We start from the raw sequence: 12,979 nt of genomic DNA, 5'->3' as shown, positions 1-12,979 counted from the left end.
GAATATGTTTTTTAAATGCTGATTGTAGAAAATAAAATTATCGATATCTTGTGTTATTTTAGTGGTTGTTAATTTTTCATCAAATTTTAATGACTCAGGGTTTTTATCTGATTCAATATAGTCAAGAATAATTTTTGCTAATGGGCTAATGTCTTTTTCTTCTGTTGATTCTGCGTCTGCTTCTGCTTTTAATATTGGGTTAAAGAGGTCGGTACGGTAAAGTTTCGTGCCTTTCATCATGACGATGTCAGGAAGAATAGTGTTTGAAAGATTAGCCTCGCTAAAGTCCACATTTTGGCAATCACTTTCTGATAAATCTGCCCAATTGAAAGTGGTTTTAACACAGGAGCAGTTAGTTAGAATCATCCCTTTCGTTTCATTCCCATGTGTTTTTTGATAAGTTATCCTTTGTATTATTTGATCTCCTTCTGGATATTGCATCTCAGGTTCTTTACCATATATCACCGCATTATCAAAAATTGCGCCAGTGCAATTCATATTTGTCAGGTCGCATTTGATAAATCTACAACTGTTAAAATTCGCTTTTGTACAATTCGCCTTTGTAAAATTGACGTCATCAAAATAAGTATGTTCGAAGTTGACGTTTGAGCAGTTACAGTTTTCCATATCTTTACTGGAAATATTGCTGTGTGCTAGATATAGACCGCTGAAATCGTAATGTCCATTGTCATCCTTTTCTATTGAGAGTGAATAAGTCTTTACTACCTCGTTAACAATAGAGATAGTTCCACGCATCATCAGATATTCTCCGACTTTATAAAAAATAATGTTATGTTTGATGGTACTGTTGTATGGTTCTGGTAATGAGGATGCAATTTTATTCCAGAAACAACAAAGCGTGGTCTGCTTTTGTTTGGGCGAGAGGCGATCAAAATCCAGCTTTAAATATGAGTCTAAATCTGACGTTGCATCTATATTAAAGTTGGGATCTGGAGTTAACGCTGAATTATAATTTAGAACTGACAATGTATTGATGTATTTATGAATCGATTTAAATGCTTTTTGCTTATCACTGTCCAGAAAAAAATCACGAATTTTGTTCCATAGCCTTTCGATAAGATTTTGATTTAAATCTTGCTTCATTGAATTTCTTAAATCTGCAACCGGTACATCAGTAAACAGGATCGGTTGTTTGGTGATGGTTTTCATCATGATTGTAATCCTCTTACATTGACTAAATAAGACAGTTTTAGGGGATATTACCTGGAGAAACTATCAAAAATCGCTCAAAGGGATGAAGATGATGAATAGCTGCAAACTCATTCACCAAGAATTTCTCTTGCAGAGGTGGATTATGGTTACAGAAGATGATGGGAGGTACGTTGTCCCCATCATCGCAGACGATGGGGAATTCAGCAGATAAAATGGGTGAAAAGCGAAATTTACTTAAATCCTACTACCGGATGCGGTTTATACGGCGTTTCCAGTTCAGCAATCTGTTCCGGCTTCAAGGTGATATCCACCGCGTTCAGCAATTCATCAAGTTGTTCTTCCCGCGAAGTACCAATAATCGGTGCGGCAATGCCCGGTTTACTCAACAACCAGGCCAACGCAACTTGTGCTCGCGTTGCCCCCAGTTCTTCACTGACGCCAGTTAACCGTTCTGCTATCTGCGCGTCATTTTCGTCGCTTTCATTGTAGAGATTTTTTCCTACTTCATCGGAAACCAGTCGTGCGGTGGTTTCTCCCCAGGGACGCGTCAGACGTCCCCGCGCCAGCGGACTCCACGGAATCACCGCTACGCCTTCCTGATAACACAGCGGCAGCATTTCACGCTCTTCTTCGCGATAAATCAGATTGTAGTGATCCTGCATACTGACAAACTGCGCCCAGCCGTGCTGTTTTTGCAGTTCCAGCGCCTGAGCAAACTGCGAGGCGTGCATGGATGACGCGCCGATATAACGCGCTTTCCCGGCTTTTACCACGTCGTTCAGGGCTTCCAGCGTCTCTTCGATCGGCGTGTTGTAATCCCAGCGATGAATTTGCAGGATATCGACATAATCCATGCCGAGACGTCGCAAGCTGTCGTCAATAGAGCGCAAAATTTGCGCACGGGATAATCCTTCCGGCAAATCACCAACGCGATGGAACACTTTAGTTGCAACGACCACGTCTTCACGACGGGCAAAGTCCCGCAGTGCACGACCGACGATCTCTTCGCTGCTGCCGTCAGAATAACTATTGGCGGTATCAAAGAAATTTATGCCGCCTTCCAGCGCGCGTTTAATGATGGGACGGCTGCTCTCTTCGGGCAGTGTCCATGCGTGATTACCGCGATCCGGCTCACCAAAGGTCATACAGCCGAGGCAAAGTCGGGAAATGCGAAGGTCGGTTTTTCCTAAGGGGTTGTATTGCATGCTGCCACTCCTGCCATACTCGTCATACTTCAAGTCGCATGTGCTGCGGCTGCATTCGTTCACCCCAGTCACTTACTTATGTAAGCTCCTGGGGCTTCACTCGTTTGCCGCCTTCCTGCAACTCGAATTATTTAGAGTCTATGAATAATTTCTTAAGCATAGCAGGAGTGGAGTAGGGATTATGCCAGCCAGGCTTTGATTTTGGCTTCCATACCGGCGGCATCGAGGCCGAGTTCAGCGCGCATTTCTTCCTGCGTTCCTTGTGGAATAAAGAAGTCCGGCAGGCCAATATTCAGCACGGGTACTGGTTTACGATGGGCCATCAGCACTTCGTTCACGCCGCTGCCTGCGCCGCCCATAATGGCGTTTTCTTCAATGGTGATCAGCGCCTCGTGGCTGGCGGCCATTTCCAGAATTAACGCTTCATCAAGCGGCTTCACAAAACGCATATCGACCAGCGTAGCGTTCAGCGACTCAGCGACTTTCGCTGCTTCCGGCATCAGTGTACCAAAGTTGAGGATCGCCAGTTTCTCGCCACGACGCTTCACAATGCCTTTGCCAATCGGGAGCTTTTCCAGCGGCGTCAGTTCTACGCCTACCGCGTTGCCGCGAGGGTAACGCACCGCTGACGGGCCATCGTTATAGTGATAGCCGGTATAGAGCATCTGGCGACATTCGTTTTCATCGCTCGGGGTCATAATGACCATTTCTGGAATGCAGCGCAGGTAAGAGAGATCAAAAGCGCCCTGGTGGGTTTGACCGTCAGCACCAACAATGCCCGCGCGGTCAATGGCGAACAGAACCGGGAGTTTTTGTATCGCCACGTCATGCAGCACCTGATCATAGGCGCGTTGCAGGAAAGTGGAGTAGATCGCGACAATGGGTTTGTAGCCACCAATCGCCAGACCCGCAGCAAAGGTCACTGCGTGTTGCTCGGCGATTGCCACGTCGAAGTAGCGATCCGGGAATTTACGTGAAAACTCGACCATGCCGGAGCCTTCACGCATCGCCGGGGTAATCGCCATCAGCTTGTTGTCTTTTGCTGCGGTTTCGCACAACCAGTCGCCAAAGATTTTTGAATAGCTCGGCAGGCCGCCGCTGCTTTTCGGCAGGCAACCGCTGGAGGGGTCAAATTTAGGCACGGCGTGGAAGGTGATTGGATCTTTTTCTGCCGGTTCGTAACCACGACCTTTTTTGGTCATGATATGCAGGAACTGCGGGCCTTTCAGGTCGCGCATGTTCTTAAGCGTGGTGATAAGCCCCAGCACATCGTGACCGTCAACCGGGCCGATGTAGTTAAAGCCCAGCTCTTCAAACAGCGTGCCTGGTACTACCATGCCTTTAATATGTTCTTCGGTACGTTTGAGCAGCTCTTTAATGGGCGGAACGCCGGAGAATACTTTTTTCCCGCCTTCGCGCAGTGAAGAGTAAAGCTTACCGGAAAGCAGCTGCGCCAGATGGTTGTTGAGCGCGCCAACATTTTCGGAAATCGACATTTCATTATCGTTGAGAACCACCAGCATATCGGGACGGATATCGCCCGCGTGGTTCATCGCTTCAAACGCCATGCCTGCGGTAATCGCGCCATCGCCAATGACACAGACGGTGCGGCGATTTTTGCCTTCTTTCTCGGCAGCAACCGCAATACCAATTCCGGCACTGATAGAGGTTGATGAATGCCCGACGCTTAACACGTCATATTCACTTTCGCCGCGCCACGGGAACGGGTGCAGGCCGCCTTTTTGACGGATGGTGCCTATTTTGTCGCGGCGTCCGGTCAAAATTTTATGCGGATAAGCCTGATGCCCCACATCCCAAATCAATTGGTCAAACGGGGTGTTATAGACGTAGTGCAGCGCTACGGTCAGCTCGACCGTGCCCAGCCCGGAGGCGAAGTGCCCGCTGGAACGGCTCACGCTGTCGAGTAAATAGCGGCGCAGTTCGTCGCAGAGTTTCGGTAAACTCTCTTTTGGCAACAGTCGTAACTCCTGGGTGGAGTCGACCAGTGCCAGGGTCGGGTATTTGGCAATATCAAAACTCATCAGGGGCCTATTAATACTTATTGTTTATTTATTACGCTGGATGATGTAGTCCGCTAGCGCTTCCAGTGCCGAGGTATCGAGTGACTGTTCAGCCAGTTGTTTTAGCGACTGGCGGGCATCGTCGATCAGATCCTGGGCTTTCTTCCGGGCTTGCTCAAGACCCAGAAGTGCAGGGTAGGTACTTTTACCAAGTTGCTGGTCGGCACCCTGGCGTTTACCCAACGTTGCAGTATCTCCCACCACATCCAGGATGTCATCCTGAACCTGGAAGGCAAGGCCGATGCTCTCTGCGTATTTGTCGAGAATTGGCAGAGCACGACGTCCTTTATCTCCGGCGCTTAATGCACCAAGACGAACGGCGGCGCGAATTAATGCGCCGGTTTTATGGCGATGAATACGCTCGAGTGCGTCCAGAGGTACGTGTTTGCCTTCCGCATCTAAATCTAATGCCTGACCACCGCACATTCCGCCAATACCGCTGGCGCTCGCCAGTTCAGAAATCATCGAAATTCTGTCGCGATCCGACACTTCCGGCATATCGGCATCACTTAAAATCGAGAACGCCAGCGTTTGTAAAGCGTCGCCAGCGAGAATCGCGTTTGCTTCGCCAAACTTCACATGGCAGGTCGGCAAACCGCGACGCAGATCGTCATCATCCATTGCCGGTAAATCATCATGAATTAATGAGTAAGCGTGGATACACTCTACGGCGGCAGCGGGTGCGTCCAGCGTGTTTGTGCTAACGCCGAACATATGGCCGGTGGCATAAACCAGGAACGGTCGCAGGCGCTTACCACCTAATAATGCGCCATACTGCATGGTTTCGACCACGGGAGTGTTCTGAAAGGGCAGTGGGGCAATAAAACGGCTCAGCGCCTGGTTGGCCTGCTTAACGCAGGCTTCGAGTTGCTGCGGAAAGTCCATTACTCATTGTCCGGTGTAAAAGGAGTTAAAGAGGCGTCTTCATTGTCAGACAGCAGAATTTGTACGCGCTGTTCGGCTTGTTGTAATTTGGCCTGCCCCTGACGTGCCAGCTGCACGCCACGTTCGAACTCGTTCAGCGCCTCTTCCAGCGGCAGGTCGCCACTTTCCAGACGGGTTACAATCTGTTCCAGCTCGCTCAGCGCCTTTTCAAAGCTGGCGGGCGCCTCATTTTTCTTCGGCATAATGAATGTCTGACTCTCAATATTTTTCGCCCCGTCATGGTAACGGACTCAGGGCAAATAGCAAATAACGCGCAATGGTAAGGTGATGTGCGCAGCAAAGCGATGTTAGTGGTATACTTCCGCGCCTGGATGCAGCCGCAGGTGTGGGCTGCTGTATTTTTCCCTATACAAGTCGCTTAAGACTTGCCAACGAACCATTGCCGCCATGAAGTTTATCATTAAATTGTTCCCGGAAATCACCATCAAAAGCCAATCTGTGCGCTTGCGCTTTATAAAAATCCTTACCGGGAACATTCGTAACGTTTTAAAGCACTATGATGAGACGCTCGCTGTCGTCCGCCACTGGGATAACATCGAAGTTCGCGCAAAAGATGAAAACCAGCGTCTGGCTATTCGCGACGCCCTGACCCGTATTCCGGGTATCCACCATATTCTCGAAGTCGAAGACGTGCCGTTTACCGACATGCACGATATTTTCGAGAAAGCGTTGGTTCAGTATCGCGAGCAGCTGGAAGGTAAAACCTTCTGCGTACGCGTGAAGCGCCGTGGTAAACATGAGTTTAGCTCGATTGATGTGGAACGTTACGTCGGCGGCGGTTTAAATCAGCATATTGAATCCGCGCGCGTGAAGCTGACCAATCCGGATGTGACTGTCCATCTGGAAGTTGAAGACGATCGTCTCCTGCTGATCAAAGGTCGTTACGAAGGTATTGGCGGATTCCCAATCGGCACTCAGGAAGATGTGCTTTCGCTCATTTCCGGTGGTTTCGACTCCGGAGTTTCCAGTTATATGTTAATGCGTCGCGGCTGCCGCGTGCATTACTGCTTCTTTAATCTCGGTGGCGCGGCGCATGAAATTGGTGTTCGTCAGGTGGCGCATTATCTGTGGAACCGTTTTGGTAGCTCCCACCGCGTGCGTTTTGTCGCCATTAATTTCGAACCGGTCGTCGGGGAAATTCTCGAGAAAATCGACGATGGTCAGATGGGCGTAATCCTCAAACGTATGATGGTGCGTGCCGCGTCTAAAGTGGCTGAACGTTACGGCGTACAGGCGCTGGTCACTGGCGAAGCGCTGGGCCAGGTGTCCAGCCAGACGCTAACCAACCTGCGCCTGATTGATAACGTCTCCGATACGCTGATCCTGCGTCCGCTGATCTCTTACGACAAAGAGCACATCATCAACCTGGCTCGCCAGATTGGCACCGAAGATTTTGCCCGCACCATGCCGGAATACTGCGGTGTTATCTCCAAAAGCCCGACGGTGAAAGCGGTTAAGTCGAAGATTGAAGCGGAAGAAGAGAAGTTCGACTTCAGCATTCTCGATAAAGTGGTTGAGGAAGCGAATAACGTTGATATCCGCGAAATCGCTCAGCAGACCGAGCAGGAAGTGGTGGAAGTGGAAACCGTCAACGGCTTCGGCCCGAACGACGTGATCCTCGATATCCGTTCTGTTGATGAACAAGAAGATAAGCCGCTGAAAGTTGAAGGTATCGACGTGGTTTCTCTGCCGTTCTATAAACTGAGCACCAAATTTGGCGATCTCGACCAGAACAAAACCTGGCTGTTGTGGTGTGAGCGCGGGGTGATGAGCCGTCTGCAGGCGCTCTATCTGCGCGAGCAGGGCTTTAACAATGTGAAGGTGTATCGCCCGTAATTTGTGGTTTTTACGTCGCATCTGGTCAGATGCGACGTTTGCCGCATCCGACACTACTCGTAATAATTATAAATCCCTGCCGCCATCACCAGTTGTGATGCCACCTCATGGGCTTTTTCACGCCCAACCAACAGGTCGATAATTTTCAGACCAAAATCAATAGCCGTACCTGGCCCCTGACTGGTCAGCAATTTTACCCGAGCATCCCAGACGACGCGCTTGTCCTGCCATTGTTCAGCGGGAATTTTGTCTTTCAACGTCGGGAAGCCGGTCATATTGCCAATCGGGAAGATATCATGAGGCACCAGCACGGTGGCTGGTGCGGCGCAAATAGCCGCGACGATACGCCCGGAACGGTGGAACTGTTTCACGGTTTCAACCAGCAGGGTGCTATCACGAAAACACTCCGCGCCTTTAATGCCACCAGGCAGCACGATCACGTCATATTCGCCATCAGCTACTTCGACCAGCGGCGCATCCGCCAGCAGCTTCACGCCGCGTGAGCAGGTAATTGCCAGGTTACCATCGCTGGCGACGCTGGCAGTGGTGACGTTGATACCGCCGCGAACCAGCAGATCGATAGTGGTGACGGCTTCAGTCTCTTCACTACCAGGGGCGAGGCAAACCAGTGCCGATGCGCTCATATTCACTCTCCTTTCTTTTTACCATTTCAAACAGGCGGGTGTTTTCCGGTACGGCAATCCCATGCGCACGGGCGCGGCGTAAGAGAAAACCAGTGATATAGTCGATTTCAGTGTGGCGTAGCGCGCGGATATCCTGCAACATCGATGAGATATTTTCCGCTGTTGCATCAATCACCTGCATAACATAATCACGCAAATCTTCCGCTGAAGTATGATGCCCTTCGCGTTCGATCACTGCCGCGACTTCTTCGCATATCTGCATAATGTCTTGCGGATGATGTCGTAATTCACCATTCGGGCAATTCCAGATAGCGGTCAGTGGATTAATCACACAGTTGACCGCCAGCTTACGCCACAGCTCGGCGCGGATATTGTTATGCCATGCGACATCAGGTAATACGGTTTGCAAAATATCCGCCAGATAACTGTAATCGCCATCCTGTTGCCGTGCCGGGCCAATATGCGTAATACCATTTGCCACATGAATAATGACATTGCCGTCTCGGCGGGCGGCATGAGTGGTGGTGCCCATCAGTAACGGCTGCTGAATGTTTTGCAACTCTTCGATGGTGCCCATGCCGTTGTGAATTAACAGTATTGGCGTGGTTACAGGCAGTGTAGACGCGAGGCTTTTGACGGCATCGGAAACCTGCCATGCTTTCAGCGTCACCAGGAGCAGATCGCTGGTGGCGAGAAAATCGGGATCGTTGGCGGTCAGAGACTCATTAAATATCGAACCGTCGGTTTCAACCAGATTCACGCTACAATAAGGTTGCGGTACGCGCAGCCAGCCCTGAACGTCGTGACCCTGTTTGCAAAGTGCTGTAAGCCATAATTGCCCTAAGGCACCGCATCCCAATACGGTAATTTTCATTGTTCCTCCTCACCCGCAACCACTCCGGGTGTTCAATAAGGCTATCCCTTAATTGTGCATGCTGTTGCGACTATGCACAATTAAGGGATACGTCCTGGTGCAGGACTGTCGGTTATTTAACTTTGCAGGTATTATGCTTCGCATCAAAAATGAAGGGAGAGGAAAAGATGCCATCTTTCGATATTGTCTCTGAAGTTGATCTTCAGGAAGCACGAAACGCGGTCGATAACGCGAGCCGCGAAGTGGAGTCCCGTTTTGACTTCCGTAACGTTGAAGCCTCATTTGAGCTGAACGACGCCAGCAAAACCATCAAAGTGTTGAGCGAGTCCGACTTCCAGGTCAATCAGTTGCTGGATATTCTGCGTGCCAAGCTGCTGAAGCGCGGCATTGAAGGCAGTTCGCTGGATGTACCGGAAAATATCGTTCATAGCGGTAAAACCTGGTTTGTGGAAGCGAAACTGAAACAGGGCATTGAAAGCGCGACCCAGAAGAAAATCGTCAAGATGATCAAAGACAGCAAACTGAAAGTGCAGGCGCAAATTCAGGGCGATGAGATCCGTGTGACGGGCAAATCTCGTGATGATTTGCAGGCTGTCATGGCGATGGTACGTGGTGGCGATCTGGGTCAGCCGTTCCAGTTCAAAAACTTCCGCGATTAATGCGACAACCTGCGCTTTGTTCATGTCAGATGCGGCATGAACGCCTGATTCGGCCTACAAAGATTTGTCACTCAGGAACTTTGTAGGCCTGAAAAGCGTAGCGCAACAGGCAATTCGCCTCGTTTTTTATGCCTGACGAATTGCCTGTTCAACCTCAAAGCGATTCGTCACTTTGCTGTCGATTTTCACATAAGCTGAATGTTCTTCTTCTGCAATCAACACTTCTTTGACACCCGCAGTTTCCATCAAACGCACTTTTAACGTCTCGTTTGCGGCAATGTCCGATGGGATTTCAATGCGCAAACTGCTGACATACGGCGGTTCTTTCATGGTACTGGCGACAGCCAGCCACACAGCGGCCAGCATTGCGCCAGCGAGAAATACGCCCTGACCGTCAAACATGCCGTCAATCCAGCCACCCAGCGAACCGCCAATGGCCACGCCAAGAAACTGGCTGGTGGAGTAAACGCCCATCGCCGTACCTTTGTAACCGGCTGGCGACTCTTTACTGATAAGCGAGGGGAGGAGGGCTTCCATCAAATTAAACGCCACAAAGAAAAGCTGCACGCCGACCACCAGTTGCCAGAACTGCGTTTGTGCGTTCCACAACACAATTTCCGCAACCACGATCAGCCCGACGCAGAAGACAAAGACTTGCTTCATTTTGCGCTTAACTTCCGCGTAGATAATGAAAGGCACAACCGAGCCAAAGGCGATTAACATCGTCGCCAGATAGACCTTCCAGTGCTCAGCCGCCGGGAACCCCGCATCAGCCAACTGTCCGGGCAGGGCAACAAACGTCGACATCAGCAGCATGTGCAGACACATAATGCCGAAGTTGAGTTTCAGCAGTCGCGGTTCTGCCAGCACTTTGCTGAAACTGCCTTTCACCATCCCGGATTCACGATTAAGTACGTGCGTGCTGCTGTTGGGCACAACCCAAATGGTCAACGCAATACCGGTTGTTGCCAGAATAGCGATCATCCAGAACAGCGCATGCAGCCCAAGTTTGTGAGTGATGATTGGGCCAAGCACCATCGCAATGGCGAAGGTAATACCAAAACTCACGCCGATAAACGCCATCGCTTTGGTACGGTTCTGTTCGCGCGTGAGATCAGAAAGTAGCGCCATAACGGCAGCGGCAATCGCTCCAGAACCTTGTAACGCCCGGCCCAGAATAATTCCCCAGATTGAGTCGGAAAGCGCAGCGATAACACTACCGGCAGCAAACACCGCCAGCCCGCCGACAATTAATGGTTTGCGACCAATACGGTCTGAGAGCAGGCCAAACGGAATCTGAAAAACGGCCTGAGTCAGGCCATAAATACCAATGGCAATACCGATTAATGCTTCACTGGCACCTTGCAGTGCCATACCGTACGTAGTTAGAACCGGCAGTACCATAAACATGCCCAGCATGCGCAATGAAAATACGGTCCCTAAACCCCAGGTCGCGCGCCGCTCATCTGGCGTCATTTTATAATCGTTCATTACCACCTCTTAAAAAATTGCCCACATAGTGTAGTGCGGAGCGCATGTTGGGTAAACAGAGTGTTAATGAGTAAATATTACATAAGAGCGTGATTTTTACGTCAGGCATGCGCTTCTCTCGTATTCTTGCCATTAATACTTTGTGCGTTAAATATAACAAATGAAAAGCTCGCCTGATTTTATCCTGCCACGAATGATATTATTTTCGGATTTGTTGATGAGCGTGTGATTTTTTTATTAAAGGATGGTGTTATTTTATCGCAATAAATAGAGGTGTTGGAGGTGCTGGTTATTCTGCTTCAGCTTAAATGTTTACTTATTACCTGAGGTTGTTATGGCTGTGTATTTATTCATGAAGTGGATGTTTGGTGGTTAGGTATATTGAAAAATATAGTGATGGATGCATAAAGGTTATTTATGTTAAATAAAAAGAGTTTATTGGCTATTTTATTAATTGCCTCACAAGGTTCACTGGCAAGCGAGAAAGCGCATGAATTGTATGACAGCATATACAGTGAAAAGCCTGCCCCCGATGTGATAAGGACACTGCATAAAATGGCTGAGTCGGGGGATGTCGACGCGCAAAGCCTGTTAGGCTGGGAATATTATCAGCCCCGCTACGATACCAAACCCAACGTTCAGGAAGCCATTAAATGGTTCGAGTTAGCCGCTAAACAAGGTGATGAAGAAGCTCCGTTAGCGCTGGGAAATATCTACTACGAAGGTGAACAGGTGCGAGTGGATTACGCCAAAGCGTATACGTTATTTAATCAGGCTACGCAACGCGGTGTGAATTTAGCATGGTCCAGGTTGGGCATGATGTACGCCAATGGTCAGTATGTCGAGGTGGATTGTAGTAAAGCGAAAGAATATCTTGATAAGGGTGTTCACATTTATGCTGGTCCGGAAGACTTTATGGCCGCCTGTCGAAAAGATATGATTGACAGAAAAACGGTTGACGATACGTTACCTGTGATCACGATTACCCGTTCTGGAATGCGGGATAATTTTTTAGATAAAGGTTTTTCCTGCATGGATAGCCTCTTTGCCAAAACCAATAAATTAGGCGAAGTGGCCAATCTTCGTGTTACGTACAACATCAAGAGTCCGTCAGGTAAGGAAACTATTCAAACGGTCGGCTTTGCACCTTTCGGCTTAAACCGACTGGATATTAACTTTACAGATTACCGGCTTGATTCATTTACCAGTAATTCGTTGCTTATTCTTTATAAACCGGAATTTGAACGAAAATCTTGTGCAGCAATAAGGACCACAATCGTTGCCGCAACGGCAACCATTAAAGGCAAGGATGTAGATCTTTTGCAGGCGGGGGCAATACATCCGAAACCTTGAATTCTCAGGGTGCTGGCGAATGTGTACAAATAAAAAGGCCGATACGAGTATGGGTAGAAATATCTCCCTGCACAAATCGCAGAAAATGAATAGTAAAGGACAGGTGCTGAGATGTTTTCTCATAGTGTTAAATCTATAACCGTAGTTTTGTTGCTGTTGTGGACGATTTTTCCGGTAAGTGCGCAAGCGGAACTGACATCAGTTGATAAACAGCAAATCACTGCACTTATTGAGCGATGGAATGCGATGTTGAGCAAAAAGGAAAATGTACAACCAGAGACGATATATGCTGATCAGGTTGAATGGTATGGTGTGAAAATGAGCGCGTCGCAGGTTAGTGCAAAAGTGCAGGCTTTTTTGCAAAAGAACGTCCAGTTTCAACAAGAAATCGTCGATCAAGTAAAAATGCAACCTTACAACAGGTTTAATCCGGATAATAGACCAGATGTTGTCATGGTTAGTTTCGTTAAACTGGCGGGGTTAACTGGAGAAAAAAAGATGTATTACCCGGCAGAAATACTGGTGAAAAAAGAAGCTAATGGATGGCGGGTCGTCAGTGAGACAGACAATATCACCCAAGCGAATCAAAAAAATGAACGCGCATATTTAGCCGCAAAAGGTAAATTTGACGGTAAAAATAGCAGCTATGCGTGGATGACGGAACAGTCTGAACCGCCCCGGTTTTCCTGGAGAGTGTTTTATCTGTGAACTCAGGCTG

Annotated in this window: 12 protein-coding genes; 4 read left to right on the top strand and 8 right to left on the bottom strand. The window is 48.8% G+C overall.

The window, feature by feature from the left end; translation table 11 throughout:
* The 5 genes from HEN33_RS22425 to xseB form a co-directional block, all read right to left on the bottom strand.
* On the bottom strand, window positions 1-1,173 hold a 1,173-nt coding region (locus tag HEN33_RS22425; RefSeq protein WP_183083471.1), incomplete at its 3' end, for a pentapeptide repeat-containing protein.
* Between the two features lie 230 nt (window positions 1,174-1,403).
* Complete coding sequence (yajO, locus tag HEN33_RS22420) at window positions 1,404-2,378, bottom strand: 1-deoxyxylulose-5-phosphate synthase YajO (RefSeq protein ID WP_001199776.1); 975 nt, start codon at window positions 2,376-2,378, stop codon at window positions 1,404-1,406.
* Window positions 2,379-2,557: 179 nt separating this feature from the next.
* A complete protein-coding gene (dxs, locus tag HEN33_RS22415; protein WP_000006812.1) occupies window positions 2,558-4,420 on the bottom strand; it encodes a 1-deoxy-D-xylulose-5-phosphate synthase in 1,863 nt (620 codons plus the stop codon).
* Window positions 4,421-4,444: 24 nt separating this feature from the next.
* Window positions 4,445-5,344 carry a (2E,6E)-farnesyl diphosphate synthase gene (ispA, locus tag HEN33_RS22410; RefSeq protein ID WP_000347229.1) on the bottom strand — a complete coding sequence of 300 codons (900 nt, stop codon included), beginning with the start codon at window positions 5,342-5,344 and terminating at the stop codon, window positions 4,445-4,447.
* On the bottom strand, window positions 5,344-5,586 hold the full coding sequence (xseB, locus tag HEN33_RS22405; RefSeq protein WP_001124935.1) for an exodeoxyribonuclease VII small subunit: 243 nt from the start codon (window positions 5,584-5,586) through the stop codon (window positions 5,344-5,346). The genes ispA and xseB overlap by 1 nt, the downstream gene beginning before the upstream one ends.
* A 205-nt stretch (window positions 5,587-5,791) precedes the next feature.
* Between xseB and thiI the strand changes: the two genes are divergently transcribed.
* Window positions 5,792-7,240 (top strand): tRNA uracil 4-sulfurtransferase ThiI, encoded by a 1,449-nt coding sequence (gene thiI / locus HEN33_RS22400; protein WP_106907582.1) that lies wholly within the window; start codon window positions 5,792-5,794, stop codon window positions 7,238-7,240.
* Window positions 7,241-7,293: 53 nt separating this feature from the next.
* Here the strand turns inward: thiI and yajL are convergent, their stop codons facing one another.
* Together yajL and panE are read right to left on the bottom strand one after the other, a co-directional pair.
* Window positions 7,294-7,884, bottom strand: coding sequence for a protein deglycase YajL (yajL, locus tag HEN33_RS22395; protein ID WP_001276329.1), 591 nt, complete (start codon window positions 7,882-7,884; stop codon window positions 7,294-7,296).
* Window positions 7,847-8,758 (bottom strand): 2-dehydropantoate 2-reductase, encoded by a 912-nt coding sequence (gene panE, locus HEN33_RS22390; protein WP_000705835.1) that lies wholly within the window; start codon window positions 8,756-8,758, stop codon window positions 7,847-7,849. The genes yajL and panE overlap by 38 nt, the downstream gene beginning before the upstream one ends.
* Window positions 8,759-8,925: 167 nt before the next feature.
* On the opposite strand from panE, the gene yajQ reads away from it, so the two are divergent.
* Entirely contained in the window at window positions 8,926-9,417 is a 492-nt protein-coding gene (gene yajQ, locus HEN33_RS22385; protein ID WP_001138904.1) for a nucleotide binding protein YajQ, read from the top strand.
* A 126-nt stretch (window positions 9,418-9,543) separates the two neighbouring features.
* Here the strand turns inward: yajQ and HEN33_RS22380 are convergent, their stop codons facing one another.
* Complete coding sequence (locus HEN33_RS22380) at window positions 9,544-10,908, bottom strand: MFS transporter (protein WP_176263261.1); 1,365 nt, start codon at window positions 10,906-10,908, stop codon at window positions 9,544-9,546.
* A gap of 417 nt (window positions 10,909-11,325) precedes the next feature.
* On the opposite strand from HEN33_RS22380, the gene HEN33_RS22375 reads away from it, so the two are divergent.
* Together HEN33_RS22375 and HEN33_RS22370 are read left to right on the top strand one after the other, a co-directional pair.
* Entirely contained in the window at window positions 11,326-12,261 is a 936-nt protein-coding gene (locus tag HEN33_RS22375) for a tetratricopeptide repeat protein (RefSeq protein ID WP_115738916.1), read from the top strand.
* A gap of 111 nt (window positions 12,262-12,372) precedes the next feature.
* Window positions 12,373-12,969: a hypothetical protein gene (locus HEN33_RS22370; RefSeq protein WP_183083470.1), complete on the top strand. Its 597-nt coding sequence runs from the start codon at window positions 12,373-12,375 to the stop codon at window positions 12,967-12,969.
* Window positions 12,970-12,979: the final 10 nt, after the last annotated feature.

This window comes from Escherichia sp. 94.0001 (genome assembly GCF_013369155.2).
GTDB classification, from domain to species: domain Bacteria; phylum Pseudomonadota; class Gammaproteobacteria; order Enterobacterales; family Enterobacteriaceae; genus Escherichia; species Escherichia coli_F.
This window is presented reverse-complemented; position numbering and strand designations above follow the sequence as displayed.

What these genes read in the sequence shown, in the direction of transcription:
- ispA (WP_000347229.1), bottom strand. Translation starts at nt 5,344, where the DNA reads ATGGACTTTCCGCAGCAACTCGAAGCCTGCGTTAAGCAGGCCAACCAG.
- xseB (WP_001124935.1), bottom strand. Translation starts at nt 5,586, where the DNA reads ATGCCGAAGAAAAATGAGGCGCCCGCCAGCTTTGAAAAGGCGCTGAGC.
- HEN33_RS22370 (WP_183083470.1), top strand. Translation starts at nt 12,373, where the DNA reads ATGTTTTCTCATAGTGTTAAATCTATAACCGTAGTTTTGTTGCTGTTG.
- dxs (WP_000006812.1), bottom strand. Translation starts at nt 4,420, where the DNA reads ATGAGTTTTGATATTGCCAAATACCCGACCCTGGCACTGGTCGACTCC.
- yajQ (WP_001138904.1), top strand. Translation starts at nt 8,926, where the DNA reads ATGCCATCTTTCGATATTGTCTCTGAAGTTGATCTTCAGGAAGCACGA.
- HEN33_RS22380 (WP_176263261.1), bottom strand. Translation starts at nt 10,908, where the DNA reads ATGAACGATTATAAAATGACGCCAGATGAGCGGCGCGCGACCTGGGGT.
- yajL (WP_001276329.1), bottom strand. Translation starts at nt 7,884, where the DNA reads ATGAGCGCATCGGCACTGGTTTGCCTCGCCCCTGGTAGTGAAGAGACT.
- HEN33_RS22375 (WP_115738916.1), top strand. Translation starts at nt 11,326, where the DNA reads ATGTTAAATAAAAAGAGTTTATTGGCTATTTTATTAATTGCCTCACAA.
- thiI (WP_106907582.1), top strand. Translation starts at nt 5,792, where the DNA reads ATGAAGTTTATCATTAAATTGTTCCCGGAAATCACCATCAAAAGCCAA.
- panE (WP_000705835.1), bottom strand. Translation starts at nt 8,758, where the DNA reads ATGAAAATTACCGTATTGGGATGCGGTGCCTTAGGGCAATTATGGCTT.
- yajO (WP_001199776.1), bottom strand. Translation starts at nt 2,378, where the DNA reads ATGCAATACAACCCCTTAGGAAAAACCGACCTTCGCATTTCCCGACTT.